Genomic DNA, 19,897 nt, shown 5'->3' with positions numbered 1-19,897 from the left:
ATCCATTGGGGGAGGAAACCCATGAGCAAGATCTTTGAAACGCCGCTTTACCCGTATACGCGGCACGCCGATCAAGACGCGGCCACGCCAGCGCGTCACAAGGTGATCGTGATTGGCGCCGGCCCGATCGGATTGTCTGCGGCCATCGACCTCGCCAATCAGGGCGTCCAGGTGCTGGTGCTGGATGACAACGACAAGGTCTCCTTTGGCTCCCGCGCGATCTGTTTTGCCAAACGACAGCTGGAAATCCTAGACCGCATCGGCAGCGCCGATCCCTTTGTCGAAAAAGGTATAGAATGGGACGTGGGAAAGGTCTTTTTTGACGACCGTCAGGTCTACGACTTTGATCTTCTGGCCGAGGACGGTCACCGTCGCCCGGCCTTCATCAACCTACAGCAATACCATTTCGAAAAATTCCTCGTCGACCGCGTGCGCGACTTACAGGATCAGGGCGCACCCATTGAAATCCGCGGCCAAAGCAAGGTCGAGGCGATTGGCCAACACGACGATCACGTCACGCTTGAAGTGGAAACCCCCGAAGGCAGCTATACGCTTGAGGCCGACTGGCTGATTGCCTGTGACGGCGCCAACTCCCCCACCCGCCGCATGTTGGGGCTGGATTTTGTCGGTCGGGTGTTTGAGGACAACTTCCTGATCGCGGACGTGGTGATGGATGCCGATTTCCCCACCGAGCGGTGGTTCTGGTTCGACCCGCCCTTCAATCGCGGCCAGTCCGCGCTTTTGCACAAACAGCCCGACAATGTTTGGCGCATTGACCTGCAACTGGGCTGGGACATCGACAAAGAAGAAGAGAAGAAGCCTGAAAACGTCATTCCCCGTCTCAAGGCGATGCTCGGTGACGACGTAAAATTCGACCTCGAATGGGTCTCAATCTACACCTTCCAGTGCCGTCGGATGGAGCAGTTCCGTCATGGCCGCACACTCTTTGCTGGGGACTCCGCGCATCAGGTCTCGCCGTTCGGCGCACGGGGCGCCAATTCCGGCATGCAGGACACCGACAATCTGGTCTGGAAGCTCAAGCTGGTGATCGACGGCAAAGCGCCCGAAGGTTTGCTGGACAGCTACAATGTCGAGCGCATCCATGGTGCAGACGAAAACATCACCAATTCCACCCGTTCGACGGACTTCATCACGCCGAAATCGGACATGAGCCGCGTTTTGCGCGACGCCGTGCTGGATCTGTCAGAGAATTACGAATTTGCCCGACCTCTGGTGAACTCGGGGCGTCTCTCTGTACCATGCACCTATGACGGCTCGCCGCTCAATTCCGCCGACGCTCTTGCCGGACCTGCAATATCCCGTCCCGGCAGTGCCTGCCCCGACGCGCCGCTGCCGGACGGGTTTTTGCTGGACCACTTGGGTGACCGCTTCGTCCTGATGACCATTGATGCCGACGCGTCCGATCGTTTTGTCGAGGAAGGTGTCGAGGTCACGCGCCTCGCACTGTCGGTGCGGGATGATCCAACATTGGCCCTGCAACGCCGCTATCTCGGGGATGCACCGTCTGGTGTGTACCTGATCCGTCCGGATCAACATGTCGCGGCCCGCCGCGAAACCTTTGATGAAACCCAATTCCGCACAGCGCTACGCCGTGCCACAGGCAAGGAATAAGTCATGCCCGACACCCTGATCCTGACCCCGAACATCGAAGCTGCCGACGATTTCTACGCGGATTTGCTAGCGGCACACGACGGTCTCGACCGCGCTGGTTCTGACGCGTTGAACGCGCGGCTAGTGCTGATCCTGTCCAATCACATCGGGGATCGCGCCGTTCTGGCCGAAGCTCTCGACGCAGCCGGCGCCAAATCCAAATGACCGCGCCTCTGTTGTTTGACTACTGGCGGTCTTCTGCCAGCTACCGCGTCCGCATTGCCCTTAATCTCGCAGGCATTGCCTATGACAGCGTGCCCGTCGATCTGGTGGCCGGAGATCATCGCGGCGCCGAGCACCTTGCCCGCAATCCGCAAGGGCTCGTGCCGGTGCTCGACATCGACGGCATCCGTCTGACCCAGTCGCTGGCGATTTTGGACTACCTCAACGACACGCGCGGCCTTGGCCTGTTGCCTCAAGACCCTGCCGCAGCGGCTCAGTCACGGGCGCTGGCTCATGCCATTGCTGTCGATTTGCACCCGGTCTGCAATTTGCGAGTGGCCAAACATGCGGCACAGCTTGCGCCGGATGACGGTGACGCCATGGCAAAATGGATGGCGCATTTTATTGCTCCTGGCCTTGATGCCTTTGAAACGATGCTGGCGTCTTTTGATCAGGCGCCGTTCTGTTGTGGCGACACGCCTGGCCTTGCGGACATCTGCCTGATGCCACAGCTTTACAACGCCCGTCGTTGGGGTGTGGATTTCTCAGACTGTCCGAAAATGGTCGCGGTCGAGTCCGCCTGTGCCGCGCTCCCTGCGTTTGCGTCGGCGCATCCGGACAGGGTCAAGCCGGACTGAGCGTCAGCTTTCTCCGCCGTCCGCGTTCAGATCGTTCAACAATGCCAACAGCTGGTCGTATTTCTCAGCCCCCAACCGGTCGCGCTGCACCTCGGCCAGCCGCAAGGCTTCTGGAATATTTGCCGCAATGATGGCCTCACCGGCCTCGGTCAATGTGATGACATGCCGCCGGCCGTCAAACTGATCCCGTCCCCGCGTGACAAGCTCTTTGTCCTCAAGCTTTTGCAGGATGCGTGTCAAACTTGGCAGCAACAGCACCGCACGTTCGGCAATCGTGGTTGGATCAAGTGGACCGTCTTCTACCAACACACGCAACACGCGCCATTGCTGCTCGGTCACTCCCACGTCTGCCAGCATCTTACGCACCGGCCCCATCACCTTTTCGCGCGCGCGCAAAAGGGCAATCGACAGGGATTGTGAGGTGGCTGGAATTTCGCTGTGTCTCGACATGCGCCCTACATGCACGTCCAAGCTGCAAAACGCAATTGTGCGTCTTGTCACGTCAGGCTTTGCGCCAAATCCCGCGACCCAAAAACCTCCCATAGTGCCTCGGCCGGATATCAATCGACCGACACCGATGGCACGCGGCTCCAGCGGCCGAAACCTGCGCAAAATTACCTACGTAGTTTCCCCGAATTGACCATATTTGCCCCTGCCTCCTACCATGTCCACAATCGCCCCGGCCTCCAGGTCGGGCGTGAGTTCAGGGAGGACAACGCATTATGAAATGGCTCATCACGGGCGCAGTGTCGGCATTGGCACTGACCACCACCACAGCTTTCGCCGATATCAAGATCGCGCATGTTTATGGAAAAACCGGCCCGTTTGAGGCCTACGCCAAACAGTCCCACGACGGGCTGATGCTGGGGCTGGAGTATGCCACCGGCGGCACCATGGAAATCAATGGCGAGAAAATCGTCGTGATTGAAAAAGACTCACAGCTCAAGCCCGACATCGGCAAAGCGCTTCTGGAAGAAGCCTATGGCGATGACGAAGTTGACCTCGCAGTCGGCCCTGTCAGCTCCGGCGTGGCGCTGGCGATGTTGCCGGTTGCTGAAGAATACGAAAAGCTTTTGATCGTTGAGCCCGCCGTGGCCGACAGCATCACCGGCGCCAACTACAACCGCTACATCTTCCGCACCTCGCGCAACAGCTCGCAAGACGCCGTCGCCAACGCCATCGCGCTGGCCGGTGAAAACGTGCACATCGCGACACTGGCGCAAGATTACGCCTTTGGCCGCGACGGCATCGCCGCCTTCCGCGAGGCTCTTGAAGGTCAGGGCCAAGCGATTGCGCACGAAGAATATGCGCCCACAGACACCACCGACTTCACGGCCGCCGCAGAGCGCATCTTTACGGCCATGAAAGACCTCGAAGGCGACAAGAAGCTCTTCATCATCTGGGCCGGCGGCGGCAACCCGATGAGCAAAATTCAGGCGATGGACCCATCCCGCTTTGGTGTTGAGATTGCCACAGGCGGCAACATCCTCGCTGCCTTGAAGGCCTACAAGGACTTCCCCGGTCTCGAAGGCGCGACGTACTACTACTACGACATTCCAAAAAATGACGTGAACGACTGGCTTGTTGCCACCCACCAGGATCGTTTCGGCACACCCCCTGATTTCTTCACCGCAGGTGGCATGTCCGCAGGTATCGCGGTTGTCGAGGCCATCAAAAAGGCCGGCGGCACCGACACCGAGGATCTGATCTCGGCCATGGAAGGCATGGAGTGGGAAACACCCAAAGGCACCATGAAATTCCGCGCCGAGGACCATCAGGCGATGCAGCCGATGTATCACTTCAAAATCCGTGTGGATGACGATGTGGAATGGGCGATCCCTGAACTGGTGCGCGAGCTTGGCATCGACGATCTTCCGATCCCGGTCCGCAACTAATACCCTCTAAAAATTCCAGCCCGGCGGCACCTGCTGTCGCCGGGCTTTCCTTTCCCACCGGAGCAGTCTCCGGAGAGATGACCCATGTCACACAACATCCTTGAGACCACCGACCTGACCGTGCGCTTTGGCGGCCACGTGGCGGTCGATCACATATCCTGCAGCTTCAACGCCGGTGAATTGACCGCGATCGTTGGCCCCAACGGCGCAGGCAAGACCACTTATTTCAACCTGATTTCCGGCCAGATCCCCGCCAGCGAAGGCCGCGTCATGCTCAACGGCCATGACATCTCGCGTATGTCCGTCGCACAGCGCACCCACCTAGGGATTGGCCGTGCCTTTCAGCTGACCAACCTGTTTCCAAATCTGAACGTGCTGGAAAACGTGCGCCTTGTGATCCAATCCAAGGCTGGCCGCGGCTTCAATATGTTCTCGATGGCTTCCACACACGACGACCTGACGACCCCCGCGATGGAAATCGTAGAGCGGGTCCGCTTGCGAGACCAAGCGCTTCAGATCGTCTCGGAATTGTCGCACGGCGATCAGCGCAAACTCGAAGTCGCGCTCCTGATCGCGCTCGATCCGCTGGTCTATATGTTTGACGAACCCACCGCTGGCATGTCGGTGGACGAAGCACCCGTGGTGCTTGATCTGATTGCCGATCTGAAACACCGCAAAGATCGCTCGATCCTTTTGGTGGAGCACAAGATGGACGTGATCCGCACGCTAGCTGACCGCATCATCGTGCTGCACAACGGTGCACTGGCCGCAGACGGCGCACCCGCCGAAGTGATGGCATCGGATGTGGTGCAAGAGGCCTATATGGGCCGCGACCTCGAAGGAGCGCTGGCCAATGTCTGATCCCATCCTGAAACTCGACGGCGTCTATACCAACATCGCGCAATACCACATCCTGCAAGGCGTCAACCTTGAGGTTCCGCGTGGCCAAGTCACCATGCTTCTGGGCCGCAATGGTGTTGGCAAAACAACAACCCTACGCTCCATTATCGGCCATTGGCGCGCCCACAAAGGCGCGATCCTGTTTGACGGGCAAGACATCACCAAACTGCCAACCCCGGCCATCGCGCGGCTGGGCATCGGCTTTGTGCCCGAAGACATGGGCATCTTTGCCGATCTGACAGTTGAGGAAAACATGATCCTCGCGGCTGTCGGCGGCCCGATTGATCAGGCCCGCCTGCAATGGCTTTTCACTGTCTTTCCAGCACTCGAGACGTTTTGGAAAAAAGATGCCGGCACGCTTTCGGGCGGGCAAAAGCAGATGCTGTCCATCGCACGCGCCATGATCGAGGAGCGTCAGCTCTACCTAATTGACGAGCCAACCAAAGGTCTGGCGCCGGCCATCATCACCACAATGGCGCGGGCCGTGAAAGAACTCAAAACCCAAGGCGCATCGATCCTTTTGGTGGAGCAGAATTTTGCCGTGGCCAAAGCGCTGGGCGACACAGCCAACGTGATGGACGACGGCCGCATGATCTGGTCCGGACAAATGTCTGAACTGGCGACCGACGCCGCCCTGCAAGAACAGCTGATGGGCCTGAGCGTGGAGAGCGAATGATGCGCCCGCTGACACCGACCGACTTAGGTAGTTTTGGAACAAATAAGCCGAGGAGCCACCCATGAGTGCCGCACCGGATCACACCCCCACAATGGCGCGCATGTCCTTTGGCGAGCGCCTCGCCCCACATGCGCCAATCTTACTTGTTGTTGGCTTGATGCTGCTTGGCTTTATTGCCATTCCCGCGACATCCAGCTGGCTAACGTTGACGGTGTCTGGCCTCGCGATGGGCATGATGATTTTCATCATGGCTTCCGGCTTGACCCTCGTGTTTGGCCTGATGGACGTCATCAACTTCGGCCACGGCGCGTTTGTGTCCGTTGGCGCATTTGTCGGCGTAAGCTTTCTGCTGATGCTCGAACATATGACCGGCGCCAGCTCGCTGATGCTGAACCTCACGGCGCTCATGGTTGCCATCGTAGGTGCTATGGCCGCCACGGGCCTGATGGGATGGGCCTTTGAAAAGGTCATCGTCAAGCCTGTGTATGGCCACCACCTCAAACAAATCCTTGTCACCATGGGTGGGTTGATCGTGGTAGAGCAGCTCATCATTGTGCTGTGGGGACCCGAGGAAATCTACATTACCCGCCCCGAAGCGCTGAAAGGCGCAATCACTTTCGCCGGTGCCGCGCTCGAAAAATACCGCCTTGTGGCCGTTGCAGTTGGCATCGTGGTTTTTACCGGCATGCGCTTTGTGCTGCGCGGCACCAAGATCGGGTTGATCGTGCGTGCAGGTGTTGAAAACGGCGAGATGGTCGAAGCGCTGGGCTATCGTCTTCGGCTGGTGTTTGTCGGCGTGTTCATCGCCGGATCTGCACTGGCGGGTTTGGGTGGCGTTCTCTGGGGTCTCTATCAAGAAGTCATCACCGCCCACATGGGCAACCAGACCATGATCCTTGTCTTCATCGTGGTGATCATTGGCGGGCTTGGCTCGGTCGAAGGCTGCTTCATCGGCGCGCTGCTTGTCGGGCTGATGCAGAATTATGTGGCATTCCTTGAACCCAAGGTCGCCTTGATTTCTAACATTGGCCTGATGGTCGCGATCCTGATGTGGCGCCCGATGGGCATGATCCCCGTGGTAAAGGCGAAATAGCTATGCTGACCAAACTTCTCTCGGGCGACATGCCCCGTTCCAAGGTGCTGGCCGTCGTCCTGATCGCCATCCTGTTCTGTCTTGCCTTCGCGCCGTTCCTGTTTCCGGGCGTGCGCTCTGTCGACACGGCAGCCCGCATTTGTGTGTTCATCGTTCTGGTCGCCAGCTACGACTTGCTTCTGGGGTTTGGCGGCATTGTCAGCTTCGCGCACACCATGTTCTTCGGACTGGGCGCCTACGGCGTGGCGCTGGCCTCCACCCACATGGGGCGGGGCTTTGATGCGCTGATAGTAGGCGCGCTTGCGGGTGCAGGCCTCGCAGCCCTATTGGCACTTGCCATTGGGCTGTTTTCCCTGCGCGTCCGCGCGATCTTCTTTGCGATGATTACGCTTGCAGTGGCCTCAGCTGTGGCCGTTCTGGTCAGCCAACTCTCAGGTCTGACGGGTGGCGAAGACGGCTTGTCGTTCAAGATCCCCCGCGCCTTGGGCCCGGCTTTCAAGTTTGCAGACGGCGAAATTCTCGGCGTCAAAGCCAACGGCAAGCTGCTGAAATACTACCTCGTTTTCGGCTCCTGTCTGGTCCTGTTCCTCTTGATGTTGCGCATCGTGCATTCGCCATTTGGGCGCGTGTTGCTGGCAATCCGCGAGAACGACTTCCGCGCCGAGGCAATTGGCTATCGCGTGGTGCACTACCGCGTCGCCGCCACCTGTATTTCGGCCGCCATCGCAGCCCTGGCCGGTGCGCTCTATGCGATCTGGCTGCGCTATGTCGGGCCGGACACCACGCTGTCGATGGAAATCATGATCGACATTCTTTTAATGGTGGTGATCGGTGGCATGGGCACGATGTATGGCGCAGTGATTGGCGCGACCCTGTTCGTATTGGCACAAAACTATCTGCAAGGCCTTATGGACGTGGCCGGCGGAGCGGTCTCCGCCTTGCCAATCCTGCCAGAACTGCTCAACGCGGACCGCTGGCTGCTGTGGTTGGGTGTGCTCTTTATCCTGTCTGTCTATTTCTTCCCGACCGGTATCGTCGGTCGCCTGCGACAGACCAAATCCACCTAGCGCGGTATCAAAGACGCGTGGCCGCTTGGGCATACCCACCGGCCGCGCCATCCACAAAATGCATGTGGTTTGACTCGGTCGCTGACGGCACCAGACAAGTCATCATCGCCTCCGATTGCGCGTGCAGACCATAACGCACCAAACCCTCCGCCTTGGCTTTGCGCAAAATGCCTTCGATCTTCGCCTGCGTTACAGCATCACAATCCAGCGTCATCTTCAGACCGTCGTCAAACTTGCGAAAATCCGCATTGGTCGCCACTTCGGCACGATAAGACATTGGGTCAAAGTTCCCGATCTTACGTCCAGACCGCATCAGAACCCAAATCAAAGCGTTGCTCATCGCCAGCTTCGCCAGACGCGCCACAAACGGCCCGCTTTGGCTCACACGCGCTTCGATTGTCATACCGGGCGGCGGGAAATGCGCGTCTGGTCCCTGTCGTGGCACGGGATGCATCCCGCGCGGATCAACTGCACTCGCCTCGATGACGCTCTTGGCGACTTTGGCAAAGGCCTCTTCCGACACCCCATCGCGTGGCTTCAGAACGATGGACAATATGGCGCCGCGTTCGGATTTCACATTGGACCATCTGCAACTCAGCCCGCTTAAATCGGGCGCTTTGCTGGGTGCGTTACGCTCGTCCAGACGCAAAACGTTGGACTTCATCTGACGCTCGGCCCAAGCCAGCCCACCACCAGAGAACATCGCATAATCGACACCCTCACCCGGTGCATACCGCGCCACACGCACATCGCGACCTGCGTCGCGAATTTCGGCCACACTGACTGTCGCCACCCGAAGCTCGATACCGTATTCCGCCCGCGCCCAGCGCCGCACCGAATCCAGTGCCCTCTCAGCGGCCGCGCGTTGCGTCGGCCAAACCGCAAACCCGGCGCCGTCGCCGCCAAAAACATAGGGCAAGGCGGCCATATCGGCGGCGTTAAGCTGCGCTGAAATCACGGCAGCTCCCACCATATTCACAATCTTGTAGCGTCCGCGTTCGATCTCGTGCGTTGACCCGACAATATCCGCAACGCCAACAATCCAGTCATCCGGCAGCGGCACATACCGCTTGGGATCGCTTAGACTGTCAAAACTGTCCGTACGTGGCAGGTTCGCATAAAACGCCTGCGTTGATTGTTCTATATACATGATCCTAGAGCTCCCTGTTTGGAACCCCTCCCTGAAAATCCAGATGGGACCTATACGTAGGGCAACAAGGTTTGGTGTTTACACATCCCTGCACAGATGCGTGAGCATAGGCGCACATGTGCCTCTTGCCTTTCCCGATCTGTTCCGGTCAAGTCGCGCCTCGGGGGGACATACACCACATGCGCAACGATCTGATCCTGCTGTGCCTAGCTTACGTGCTCAGCCAGTTTTTCCGGGCCTTCTTGGCGGTCCTCACACAGGTGCTCGAAACCGACATCGGCGCGACGCCTGCGGATCTGGCTTTTGCTTCGGGTCTTTGGTTTCTGGTGTTCGCCGCCATGCAAATCCCCGTCGGTGCGGCGCTTGACAGCATCGGCCCACGTCGCACGGCAGCGGTACTTCTGTTGGTCGGCGGAGGCGGAGGGGCCGCGCTCTTCGCGATGGCCACCGCGCCTATTCATGTGGTGATTGCGATGGCCTTGCTCGGTGTCGGCTGCGCGCCTGTGTTGATGGCGAGCTACTTTATCTTTGCCCGCACCTATCCCCCTGCCCGTTTTGCAACGCTTGCTGCGCTTATGCTCGGCGTTGGCTCCGTCGGCAATCTGATCGCAGCATATCCAACCGCTTGGGCCGCCGAAACCATCGGCTGGCGCGCCACGCTTTGGGTATTGGCCGCGACTAGCAGCGTCATCGCGCTGGGCCTTTGGGCCAAGGTACTAGACCCGCCCAAGGCCGAAAGCTCCGAGCAAGGCTCCGTGTTTGATCTGCTCAAAATCCCCGCGCTCTGGTTCCTGTTCCCGTTGATGTTCGTGAACTACATGCCCGCCGCAGGTATCCGTGGACTGTGGATCGGCCCTTATCTTTCGGACACCTTCGCCCTCGACACCGGCCAAATCGGTCAGGCCACGTTGGTGATGGGCGTCGCGATGATCCTCGGCACGTTCTGCTACGGACCCGCCGACCGCATCTTTGGCACCCGCAAATGGGTTATCATCACCGGCAGCCTCACCGGCGCAGGCGCATTGGCCTGTCTCACAGTTTTCACCGACACCGGCTCCATACAGTCAATCCTGATGATGTCGGTGGTCGGGTTTTGCGGGGCCGCCTTCCCCGTGCTGATCGCCCATGCCCGCAGCTTCTTTCCCGAACATCTTACGGGGCGCGGCGTGACGCTGATGAACCTCTTTGGGATCGGCGGTGTCGGTGTGATGCAATTCGGCTCGGGCAAACTGCACAACGCCATTGCCCCAACCGATTCCCTGCTGGCCTACCAGACCCTCTTTGGCATCATGGCTGCCCTTATCCTGATAGGTGCGTTGATCTATTGCTTCTCCCAAGACCGGATGGATTGATCCAAAATCCGCCTGCCAAACGCATGCATCGCAAACCGGAATGCGGCGCTTCAGCAATTAAGCGCGTGCGCCCCCTTTTTTCTTTGGCCAAACAGGGCTAAGAGGGCGCGTCGTTAGTAATGGAGACCTGAGATGGGTTATCGCATCGTCGTCGCTGGCGCCACGGGCAACGTGGGCCGCGAAATGCTGAACATTCTGGAGGAACGCCAGTTCCCAGTGGATGAGCTTGCCGTTCTGGCCAGCCGCCGTTCCCTTGGTACGGAAGTAAGCTTTGGCGACAAAACCCTGAAAACGCAGGACATCGAGCAATTCGATTTCTCCGGCTGGGACATTGCGCTGTTTGCCATCGGCTCGGACGCGACCAAGAAATACGCGCCTCTCGCGGCGGCGGCAAACTGTGTCGTCATCGACAACAGCTCGCTCTACCGCTACGACCCCGACGTGCCTTTGATCGTGCCGGAATGCAACGCCGATGAAATCCACGGCTATTCCAAGAAAAACATCATCGCCAACCCCAACTGCTCGACAGCGCAGATGGTTGTGGCGCTCAAGCCTCTGCACGACCGCGCCACCATCAAGCGCGTTGTTGTGTCGACCTATCAGTCGGTATCAGGCTCGGGCAAATCCGGTATGGACGAGCTGTGGGATCAGACCAAAGCGGTCTACAATCCCGTCAACGACGTGCCGCCAAAAACTTACCCCAAAGAGATCGCCTTCAACGTGATCCCGCACATCGACGTCTTCATGGAAGACGGCTCCACCAAAGAAGAGTGGAAGATGGTCGCGGAAACCAAAAAGATCATCGACCCCAAGATCAAAGTCACCGCAACTTGCGTGCGCGTGCCTGTGTTTGTGGGCCACTCCGAGGCGATCAACATCGAGTTCGAAGACTTTCTGGATGAAGACGAAGCACGCGATATCCTGCGCCAGTCGCCAGGCATCATGGTGATCGACAAACGCGAAGACGGTGGCTACGTCACCCCCAAAGAATGCGTTGGCGACTTTGCCACGTTTATCTCGCGCGTCCGTCAGGACAGCACGCTCGACAACGGCCTGAACCTCTGGTGCGTGTCTGACAACCTGCGCAAAGGCGCGGCGCTGAACGCAGTGCAGATCGCAGAAACGCTGGGTCGCGAAGTCCTGAAAAAGGGCTAAGGCCACTTTAAACCCAATTCAAAAGGCGCCCTCTGTTGGGCGCTTTTTTTTACGCCTCCAAATTACCTAGAATTCTCCTAGTTTATTCCCCTATAAGGAGAATAATAAACACGAATAGGTAGTATTTTAGGGACGTAATTCAATGATGACGCTTGGTTTGATTTTGCTCGGTGCCTTGGGGGGCGCCATGCTATATTCGGTCGTAGACGACGATGACGCTGTTGCCGCGCCTGACGAGGAAGCGGTCGAAGAGCTGACATATGACGGCACCGACACGCTTTTGGGCACAGAGGGCGACGATACACTTGTCGGAGAACACGACCCCGCGCTTGAACCCTCCGTTGTCGAGCTTCTGGGGGGTGATGATGTCGCAATTGCGCCAACCTTGTCTAACGGACCAACCTCTGTCTACGGCGGGGAAGGCGATGACATGCTGACCGACTTTTCCAACATGTTCGGCGGCGAAGGCAACGACACACTGGACGGAACAGGCGGTTCCTACCGTCTCGAAGGCGGTGCCGGCGACGACGTGCTCACCGCGAACGGGTTTGCCTCCGAAGTTTTGGGCGGGGAAGGCAACGATGAAATCAACATCGACGCCTCAAATCATGTGGGCGACAACGTTATCAATGTAGAAGGCGGGGAAGGCGACGACGTCTTTAACGTGCGCACGTCGATCGGCGACGACCGGCCGGAATTCGGCGGCTTTGGGCTGCAAGGCGGCGAAGGCAGTGACACGTTCAACCTGACGCTCGAAGTGGTCGACCAGGACACCGATGTGGATGGCGACGGCGAAGTGTCCATCAACGCAGGTGTCGTGCAGGACTTTGACCCCGCCGAGGATTCGCTGGTGATCGATATCGAACGCTATGCCACTTTCTTGGACCGTGAAATCACAGTGGATTTCGAACAAGCATCCGGCTCTACCGCGGTCTGGGGAGAGTATGAGACGACGCTGACCTTCCACTTGGCCGCCACCGAAAACGCTGCAGCGGCGGTTTCGACGATCACCATCTACAGCGATGTGCCCTTCACAATGGACGACATTCAAATTCTGGATCCAATGGCCGTCTAGACGACATCCAGCCCAAAACGACGTTACGGGCGGCGCTGCCTTGCGCCGCCCGTTTCTGTTCGATCAGCCAGATTCAAACCGACAAGACCTTGACCTATGCCATGACTGGTCATTTTTCCGCCACCGCCCGCTTGGCCGGCGTCTGACCGTTGCGGTCACCTGCCAGACCACCTGCGACCTGCGCGATGCTCTGCGTCCTCGCGCGAACAAGCGCACCTCCGCCCACCCACATCCGTTCAGGTTGCCCCCACTTGCCAGCCCTCGCTGCGACGTGCTCCCTATGATTAACCCGTTCTGAAAGGCCGTCTTATGTCCAAACACATCCTCGCCACCGCATTCACAATTCTCGCGGCACCTCTCTGGGCCGACACCATTGCGATCACCGCACCGGTGACCGCCGCCACGCTCTACAGCAACGGCGCGACCCTGACCCGCAACGCCCCGCTCTCCGCTCCTGCTGGCAACCATGAAATCCTGATCACCAATCTGCCCGAGTCCATCGACCCAACCACAGTTCGCGTCTCCATAGACGGTGCGCAGCTTGGCGCCGTCACTGTGCGTCACGCCAAAGTGCCGCCAGCACCACGGGCCGACGGCGCAACGCTCGCCGCCGCCAAGGCCGAAGTAAAACGGATCGAGGCCGAAATCCAAACGACCAGAGACCAACAATCAGATATCTTGATGCAGGCCGACGCCGCCATCGCCCGTCTCAGCTACCTCTCGCGTCTGCAAAGCCCACAGGACACAACCACGCCCGAGGCTCTGACGCAAACGTTGGCCGTTATTGGTCAGGAAACGCTCAAGGCCCGTCAGGAAGCCGCCGCGGCCGAACGCACAGCCCGCCAGTTTGACACATCCCTTGAGGAGCTTGCCAAGGCCCTGGCTGAGGCCCGCGCCACCGAAGAGGCGCTCACCCCACCAGAGGGCAAAAAGTCCATGCTGGTGGCACAGATCACCTCCGAACAGCCCATTGAAGGTAGCGTGACCCTCACGCACCGCACAGATTGGGACGCCTCATGGCAGCCCGTCTACGACGTGCATCTCGCAACCGGAGATACCCCTTCGCTGCGCATTCATCGCAATGTTTTTGTCATGCAGGACACAGGCGAGGATTGGATCGACGTTGATGTGACCCTTTCTACCAGCCGCCCGGATGCCCAGGCCTTCCCGTCAAGCCTCGCCCCGTGGCGCCGCCGTATCGAGGTTTCCCAACCGGTGCAGAAAATGCAACTGGGTCGCCTGGCAATGAGTGAAGATGCTCACCCCCCAATGGCGGAACCCATCATTTCCGAGGTGGCAGCAACATCGACCTTTGGTGACGGCATCAACGCCACTTATGTCTATCCGTCCCCGGTCTCCATCAAGTCCGGTTCCGAAGCCCTGCGTCTTGCGTTGGACACTCTCAGCCTAACCCCCGAGGTCTACGCCCTTGCCAACCCGATGCGGGACGAAACTGCCTTTGTCATGGCCGAAATCACCAACACCTTTGATGAACTCATCCTCAATGGCGAGGCCGACTTTTACCTCAACGGCACCTTTGTTACCCAAGCCGGGCTGCCTCTCGTGGCGGCGGGCGACACAACCGAACTGTCCTTCGGTGCTATCCCCGGCCTCCTGTTGACCGACACAATTACCGAAAGGTTGACCGGCGACACTGGCGTGCTGACCTCGCGCAATGAACAGACCGAAATCCGCGTGCTGACAGCCAAGAATCTGACAGACCAGACTTGGGACCTGCGCCTTGTCGGTCGCGTGCCCTTTTCCGAGCAGGAGGACCTCGTGATCTCACACCAATCCGATCCAGCTCCGACGAACACACAATACAAAGACCAGCGCGGCATCCTGCTGTGGCACCACGCTCTGGGCGCGGGTGAGACCTTTGATGTGACCCTGTCGCACAAAATTCAGTGGCCTTTGGACAAAGTTTTGCGCTGAGCAGCTCCCGCTCCTGTCCAAAAATAGTCGGGCGATTCTCCAAATCGCCCGACTCGCGCCCCAATCGGGACCCAAATCAGCACTAGAAAATCATCAAGTAGCGCAATTGGGCCAACAACGTCCAAAACGCGCCGCCCATCCGGATTAGGGACCGGACTTTGAGGGGCAGCCGCCTCCACACGTACAGCAAGCCTTGTTTTGCTGGTGTTTGGAGGCCCTGCGGGACAGTTTTGAGGGGGTCAACCCGGCAACAATCGTTGCCCGGGCTCGAATGCTGTGTTTCCAATTTTAGCCAAATTTACCGTCAATTTGACACAATTCGCGCCATTTCAGCCGCATTTCGGCAGCACCTTAATCTCAACAACACACACATCGGCCCCTCCACACACCGGCCAAAAACAAGATAGGGAAGTTCAAAATGCCTAAGCGGATTTACAAGGAAGACATCATGACAATCGCAACACCCGGTACCGGTTCTCTCGCAGACAAAGCCCGTGAACGTCGCCTTCGCGCCCTTATGTCCAGCAACCGCAACACCTCCAATATCTTCGCCTGAGAGTCACTCCCTTTCCCTCACCACCCGTCTCTCTCCGAAGGTTCAGACACCCCGTGCACCCCGTGCTCGGGGTGTTGTTTTTAAAGGTATTTTCACCAAATTCGCTCTATTTTCAGTCCAAACCTCAACCCATTTCCGGCCTCCCTACATCGTTTGAGCGGATATCCCCCCAATTCGACAAAAATGCGAGAAAGCCGGAAACGTTTTGAGAAGGTTCTTCCCTCAGAATGTTCTTGGGTGATTCAGGGGCGACTACACAATGGGTGAGAATATGGCACAAGTCTCGCGGCTGCATCTTAGCGAAGCAGCCCTCGTAAACGAAGATGAGTTGACGCGTCTTTACATCAAGATGGACTACCGGAAGGCCGAGCAGCTGATCATCGCGGCCATCGACGCCTTGTCAGAGGCATTGGCGGCCGCAGAGGTCGCCTACAACAGAAATGATGACCGTGATCTGATGTCGGCCTGCCGCAAGATCGCCCGCGCCTCCCAAAGGCTCGGATTGGAAAAGCTCGCGTTTGTAGCCCGGGATGTTCGGATCGCGCTTCATCAAGAAGACAAGGTCGCCGCACAAGCCACACTCGCCCGCGTGCTCCGGCTTGGCGAACCCTCTCTGCGCGCACTATGGGACATCAAAGCCATTCAGGTCTGATTGGTTCTCCGACCAAACCGCCCTTCATCCGGATGTCTCCGACAGGACTTGCAGGCGCTGCCACAGCCTATAGGCTGGCAGCGCGAAACACCTGTCAGGAGGCCCTCCCGTGTCACATTCTCAGTCCGACACCCTGAAATTCGCGGCCGCATCCGGTGATGCGTCCGACGCATTGCCGCTGCACGTCATCGACAAGGACGGCTTTGAAACCTGGCTGGACCGCCAAGCCGACCCGGTACGCACATGGGTTTCCGCTTCCGGCTTCAACGCCGGACTCGGCAAAACGCTTCTGGTGCCTGACGCCTCCGGCACACCCGTTATGGCAGTGGCCGGATTTGGCGACGCAAACACACACGCGCGCGGCAGGTTCCCTCTCGCCGCCATCGCCAGCGCCCTGCCCGCAGGATCCTACGCCTTGGCCACCGACCTGCCTTGGGGGGATCTTGAAACCGAATGTCTCGGCTGGCTTCTGTCTCAGTATGTCTTTGACACATATAAGAAAAAGTCAGCGCACGGTGCGCGACTGATTTGCCCCTCGGGCGTTGATGCAACGCGCGTCGAAGCCATCGCCGCGGGAGAAGCGCTCACCCGAAACCTGATCAACACCCCCGCCTCCGACATGGGCCCACAAGACCTGCAAGCCGCCACCGAAACGCTGGCGTCGCAATTTGATGCAACCCTGTCCGTGATCACCGGCGAGGCATTGTTGGATCAAAATTTCCCGATGATCCATGCTGTAGGCCGCGCCGCCGCGCCAAACCGTGCGCCGCGTCTGTTAGACATGACTTGGGGCGACAGCGGCCCCACCCTGACGCTGGTGGGCAAAGGCGTGTGTTTTGACACCGGCGGCCTCAATCTCAAACCCGGCGCATCTATGGGGCTGATGAAAAAGGACATGGGCGGCGCAGCCACCGTGCTTGGCCTCGCCCATATGATCATGGCGCTGAACCTGCCTCTGCGCCTGCGGGTCCTGATTCCGGCGGTGGAAAACTCTGTGTCCGCCGACTCTTTCCGCCCCGGCGACGTGCTCACGTCACGCGCAGGCCTGACCGTGGAAATCAACAACACCGACGCCGAAGGCCGCCTTGTGCTGGCCGACGCGCTCGCGCTTGGCTCGGAAACCAACCCCGATCTGATGATCTCGATGGCCACCCTCACAGGCGCCGCCCGCGTCGCAGTTGGCCCGGACCTCTCGCCATACTACACCGACGACACCACCGTTGTGACCGCGCTGGAAACCGCCGCCGCCGTGATCTCCGATCCGGTCTGGCGCATGCCTTTCTGGACGCCCTATGAAAAGATGATCGAACCCGCCATTGCCGATCTCGACAACGCGCCCGCAGGCGGTTTTGCCGGCTCCATCACCGCCGCGCTCTTCCTGCGCCGTTTTGCCGAAGGCCAGCGCTACACCCATTTCGACATCTACGGCTGGAACCCATCGCCCACCCCCGCCCGCCCCAAAGGCGGCGTAGGCATGGGCGCACGGGCGATTTTGGAAGCGCTGCCAAAGATGCTGGGGCTTTGATGGACAAGCGACTAACGCCGTATAACGGCCGCGTGGCGCATGTGTCTTTGCGTGGCAAAGTGGACGCGAAGGAGTTTGTGGAAGGCGAAATTGAAACGGTTGTCGCAAGCCGCACGCCCCTCACCGCCACTTCGGATATCAACGACCGAAACCTTCTGCGCGAACTGATTGCGGGAGATACGGTTAGAGTTCTTGAGTATCACAAGGGCAATGCCTTCGTGATCTCCGAGAAAGATGGCTACGTCGGTTGGGTTTCCGCTTGGGACATTAACGGCCCCGGCCTTCCGGCGGCAACGCACACTGTGGCAACCCGTTCCACACATCTTTACCTGGAACCAAATATGAAAGTGACGCGCCGCGCGTGGTCCTTGTCGTTTGGTGCCAAAGTGCATGTGTCATCTGAAGAAAACGGTTTCTACAAAGTGTTTCACCTAAGGGCTTCTGATGAACTTGGTAGAGGTCCTGACGCCTATGAGATCCGCTACATTCCCGTACAACACTTACGCCCTATCGACCGACCTGAATCCGACCCCGCCGCCGTGGCCGAACGTCTGATCGGCACGCCGTACCTTTGGGGCGGCAACTCATCCTTTGGCATCGACTGCTCCGGCCTTGTGCAAGCTGCCCTTATTGCCTGCGCAACCCCCTGCCCCGGCGACAGCGACTTGCAAGAAGCCGCCTTCCTCGACGCAACCGGCCCCTACCAGCGCGGCGATCTACTGTTCTGGAAAGGCCACGTCGCCATGGTCACCGACCCCGACACCATAATCCACGCCAACGCGTACCACATGGCCGTCACTTACGAGCCTATCGCGCAGGCCATCGCCCGCATTGCACAACAGGGCGACGGGCCCGTGACCTCTCACAAACGCCCGACCTAAGGAGCATCCGATGAGTGACTTTTTCAAGCCGATCTCGGGCATGGAGCTGCCGCGTTTCGCGGGCATGCCGTCGTTCATGCGCCTGCCCAATGTGGATTTCGACCACACCCGCATTGACGATGTGCAAATCGGCCTAATCGGAGTCCCTTGGGACAGCGGCACCACCAACCGCCCCGGCCCGCGCCACGGCCCCCGTCAATTGCGCGACGCCTCCACCATGATCCGCGCTCAAAATGGCGCCACGGGCGTGCGCCCTTTTGATCTCGTAAACTGTGCCGATCTCGGCGACGTGGGGCCAAACCCTGCCGACGTTCCCGACAGCATGGCCCGCATCACCGCATTTTATGATCAAATCAAAGCGCGCGGCATCACCCCTCTGACGGCAGGCGGCGACCATCTGACTTCGCTGCCGATCCTGCGGTCTCTGGCCAAAGGCGCGCCCCTTGGCATGGTGCATTTTGACAGCCACACCGACCTCTATCACAGCTATTTTGGCGGCACGATGTACACCCACGGCACACCTTTCCGCCGCGCAGTGGAAGAAGGCCTCCTTGATCCCAAGCGTGTTGTTCAGATCGGGATTCGCGGCACCACCTACGATGATGAGGACACCGACTTTGCCGACTCTGTTGGCATTCGCGTCATCCGAATCGAGGAGTTTTTCACCCGTGGCATCGCCGATGTGATGGCCGAAGCCCGCGAGATCGTCGGCTCAAAACCGACCTACGTCAGCTACGATATCGATTTTGTTGACCCAACGTTCGCCCCTGGAACCGGCACGCCCGAAGTGGGCGGCCCCAACAGTTTTCAGGCGTTGCAAGTGGTGCGGGAACTGGACGGTCTCAACATCGTTGGCGCCGACATGGTCGAGGTCTCGCCCCCGTTTGACGCCTCCGGCAACACGGCCTTTCTCGGCGTCTCAATCATGTTTGAACTGCTCTGTGTCATGGCACGCCACGTGGCTTCACACCCTCAATAAGCCCGAGCACGACGCAGTGTTTTTCTGCCGGGTCAAAGATGTCCACGGGGCTGCTCCCACCTGAAACGCTGGCCGATAACACACGGATCTTGCCCGCTTCTTTCTGGCCCTAAATACCCAATTTCAAAGGATATTCAGTCAACCACACGGATCAGTTTACTCTCCAGAACCCGCAAAACCGTCTTTAAGTCGTGCCCGCGCTTGAGCACCTGCCCGTCCATACCAATCACCGCATAAAGCCCTTGGCGATTGCGCAACTTGGGACGCTTCTCAATGCGGTAAAGCGGGTTCTCTGCCGTGCGCTTGAACACTGAAAACACCGCCACTTCCCGAAGGTTGGAAATCCCGTAGTCCCGCCATTCGCCAGCGGCCACCATTCGCCCATATAAGGAGAGGATCACCGCGAGTTCCGTTCGGTGAAAAGCCACTTGTTCCGGGGCTTTGAACCCGGGGCGCATCGGGATGGGAGGCTGGACAGTCATGCCTTCAGACTCCCCCGCTTTTTTCGATAAATCAACCCTGCCCTCATTCTGCC

19 protein-coding genes are annotated in these 19,897 nt (G+C 58.9%); 16 read left to right on the top strand and 3 right to left on the bottom strand.

Features of this window, described 5'->3' with window-relative positions; genetic code table 11:
• Positions 1 to 21 precede the first annotated feature (21 nt).
• From PG871_RS04480 to maiA, 3 genes are read left to right on the top strand one after another with little or no spacing between them, the layout of a single operon-like run.
• Positions 22 to 1,632: an FAD-dependent oxidoreductase gene (locus tag PG871_RS04480; protein ID WP_270726485.1), complete on the top strand. Its 1,611-nt coding sequence runs from the start codon at positions 22 to 24 to the stop codon at positions 1,630 to 1,632.
• 3 nt (positions 1,633 to 1,635) lie between these two features.
• The gene (locus tag PG871_RS04475; RefSeq protein ID WP_270726483.1) at positions 1,636 to 1,836 is read left to right on the top strand and encodes a DUF2783 domain-containing protein; all 201 of its coding nucleotides are present in this window, start codon (positions 1,636 to 1,638) and stop codon (positions 1,834 to 1,836) included.
• On the top strand, positions 1,833 to 2,471 hold the full coding sequence (gene maiA, locus PG871_RS04470) for a maleylacetoacetate isomerase (protein ID WP_270726481.1): 639 nt from the start codon (positions 1,833 to 1,835) through the stop codon (positions 2,469 to 2,471). Before PG871_RS04475 ends, maiA begins: the two co-directional genes overlap by 4 nt.
• Positions 2,472 to 2,474: 3 nt before the next feature.
• Here maiA and hpaR read toward each other — a convergent pair whose 3' ends face one another.
• Positions 2,475 to 2,921 (bottom strand): homoprotocatechuate degradation operon regulator HpaR, encoded by a 447-nt coding sequence (gene hpaR, locus PG871_RS04465; protein ID WP_270726478.1) that lies wholly within the window; start codon positions 2,919 to 2,921, stop codon positions 2,475 to 2,477.
• A 272-nt stretch (positions 2,922 to 3,193) separates the two neighbouring features.
• On the opposite strand from hpaR, the gene PG871_RS04460 reads away from it, so the two are divergent.
• The 5 genes from PG871_RS04460 to PG871_RS04440 all read left to right on the top strand — a co-directional run bounded on the left by PG871_RS04460 (position 3,194) and on the right by PG871_RS04440 (position 8,102).
• Positions 3,194 to 4,366 carry a substrate-binding domain-containing protein gene (locus tag PG871_RS04460; protein WP_270726475.1) on the top strand — a complete coding sequence of 391 codons (1,173 nt, stop codon included), beginning with the start codon at positions 3,194 to 3,196 and terminating at the stop codon, positions 4,364 to 4,366.
• Positions 4,367 to 4,450: 84 nt separating this feature from the next.
• Positions 4,451 to 5,227: an ABC transporter ATP-binding protein gene (locus PG871_RS04455; protein ID WP_270726472.1), complete on the top strand. Its 777-nt coding sequence runs from the start codon at positions 4,451 to 4,453 to the stop codon at positions 5,225 to 5,227.
• The gene (locus tag PG871_RS04450; protein WP_270726469.1) at positions 5,220 to 5,942 is read left to right on the top strand and encodes an ABC transporter ATP-binding protein; all 723 of its coding nucleotides are present in this window, start codon (positions 5,220 to 5,222) and stop codon (positions 5,940 to 5,942) included. Before PG871_RS04455 ends, PG871_RS04450 begins: the two co-directional genes overlap by 8 nt.
• Positions 5,943 to 6,003: 61 nt before the next feature.
• Positions 6,004 to 7,035 (top strand): branched-chain amino acid ABC transporter permease, encoded by a 1,032-nt coding sequence (locus tag PG871_RS04445; RefSeq protein ID WP_270726467.1) that lies wholly within the window; start codon positions 6,004 to 6,006, stop codon positions 7,033 to 7,035.
• Between the two features lie 2 nt (positions 7,036 to 7,037).
• Positions 7,038 to 8,102 carry a branched-chain amino acid ABC transporter permease gene (locus PG871_RS04440; RefSeq protein WP_270726465.1) on the top strand — a complete coding sequence of 355 codons (1,065 nt, stop codon included), beginning with the start codon at positions 7,038 to 7,040 and terminating at the stop codon, positions 8,100 to 8,102.
• A gap of 7 nt (positions 8,103 to 8,109) precedes the next feature.
• Here PG871_RS04440 and PG871_RS04435 read toward each other — a convergent pair whose 3' ends face one another.
• Positions 8,110 to 9,252: a DUF3095 domain-containing protein gene (locus tag PG871_RS04435; protein ID WP_270726463.1), complete on the bottom strand. Its 1,143-nt coding sequence runs from the start codon at positions 9,250 to 9,252 to the stop codon at positions 8,110 to 8,112.
• 179 nt (positions 9,253 to 9,431) lie between these two features.
• Between PG871_RS04435 and PG871_RS04430 the strand changes: the two genes are divergently transcribed.
• The 8 genes from PG871_RS04430 (at position 9,432) to speB (ending at position 19,362) form a co-directional block, all read left to right on the top strand.
• Complete coding sequence (locus PG871_RS04430; RefSeq protein WP_270726462.1) at positions 9,432 to 10,604, top strand: MFS transporter; 1,173 nt, start codon at positions 9,432 to 9,434, stop codon at positions 10,602 to 10,604.
• Positions 10,605 to 10,736: 132 nt separating this feature from the next.
• Positions 10,737 to 11,759 (top strand): aspartate-semialdehyde dehydrogenase, encoded by a 1,023-nt coding sequence (locus PG871_RS04425; RefSeq protein ID WP_270726460.1) that lies wholly within the window; start codon positions 10,737 to 10,739, stop codon positions 11,757 to 11,759.
• A gap of 142 nt (positions 11,760 to 11,901) precedes the next feature.
• Positions 11,902 to 12,834, top strand: a complete 933-nt coding sequence (locus tag PG871_RS04420; protein ID WP_270726458.1) for a calcium-binding protein — start codon at positions 11,902 to 11,904, stop codon at positions 12,832 to 12,834.
• Positions 12,835 to 13,143: 309 nt separating this feature from the next.
• Positions 13,144 to 14,769, top strand: a complete 1,626-nt coding sequence (locus PG871_RS04415) for a DUF4139 domain-containing protein (RefSeq protein WP_270726456.1) — start codon at positions 13,144 to 13,146, stop codon at positions 14,767 to 14,769.
• An 815-nt stretch (positions 14,770 to 15,584) separates the two neighbouring features.
• Positions 15,585 to 15,977, top strand: coding sequence for a hypothetical protein (locus PG871_RS04410; protein WP_270726454.1), 393 nt, complete (start codon positions 15,585 to 15,587; stop codon positions 15,975 to 15,977).
• Between the two features lie 109 nt (positions 15,978 to 16,086).
• Positions 16,087 to 17,502, top strand: coding sequence for a leucyl aminopeptidase family protein (locus PG871_RS04405; RefSeq protein WP_270726452.1), 1,416 nt, complete (start codon positions 16,087 to 16,089; stop codon positions 17,500 to 17,502).
• Positions 17,502 to 18,383 (top strand): C40 family peptidase, encoded by an 882-nt coding sequence (locus PG871_RS04400; RefSeq protein WP_270726447.1) that lies wholly within the window; start codon positions 17,502 to 17,504, stop codon positions 18,381 to 18,383. Before PG871_RS04405 ends, PG871_RS04400 begins: the two co-directional genes overlap by 1 nt.
• Before the next feature lie 10 nt (positions 18,384 to 18,393).
• A complete protein-coding gene (speB, locus tag PG871_RS04395) occupies positions 18,394 to 19,362 on the top strand; it encodes an agmatinase (RefSeq protein WP_270726446.1) in 969 nt (322 codons plus the stop codon).
• 134 nt (positions 19,363 to 19,496) lie between these two features.
• Here speB and PG871_RS04390 read toward each other — a convergent pair whose 3' ends face one another.
• A complete protein-coding gene (locus PG871_RS04390) occupies positions 19,497 to 19,844 on the bottom strand; it encodes a DUF2794 domain-containing protein (RefSeq protein WP_270726444.1) in 348 nt (115 codons plus the stop codon).
• Positions 19,845 to 19,897: the final 53 nt, after the last annotated feature.

It is taken from the genome of Shimia sp. Alg240-R146 (genome assembly GCF_947331465.1).
Lineage (GTDB): Bacteria > Pseudomonadota > Alphaproteobacteria > Rhodobacterales > Rhodobacteraceae > Shimia.
This window is presented reverse-complemented; position numbering and strand designations above follow the sequence as displayed.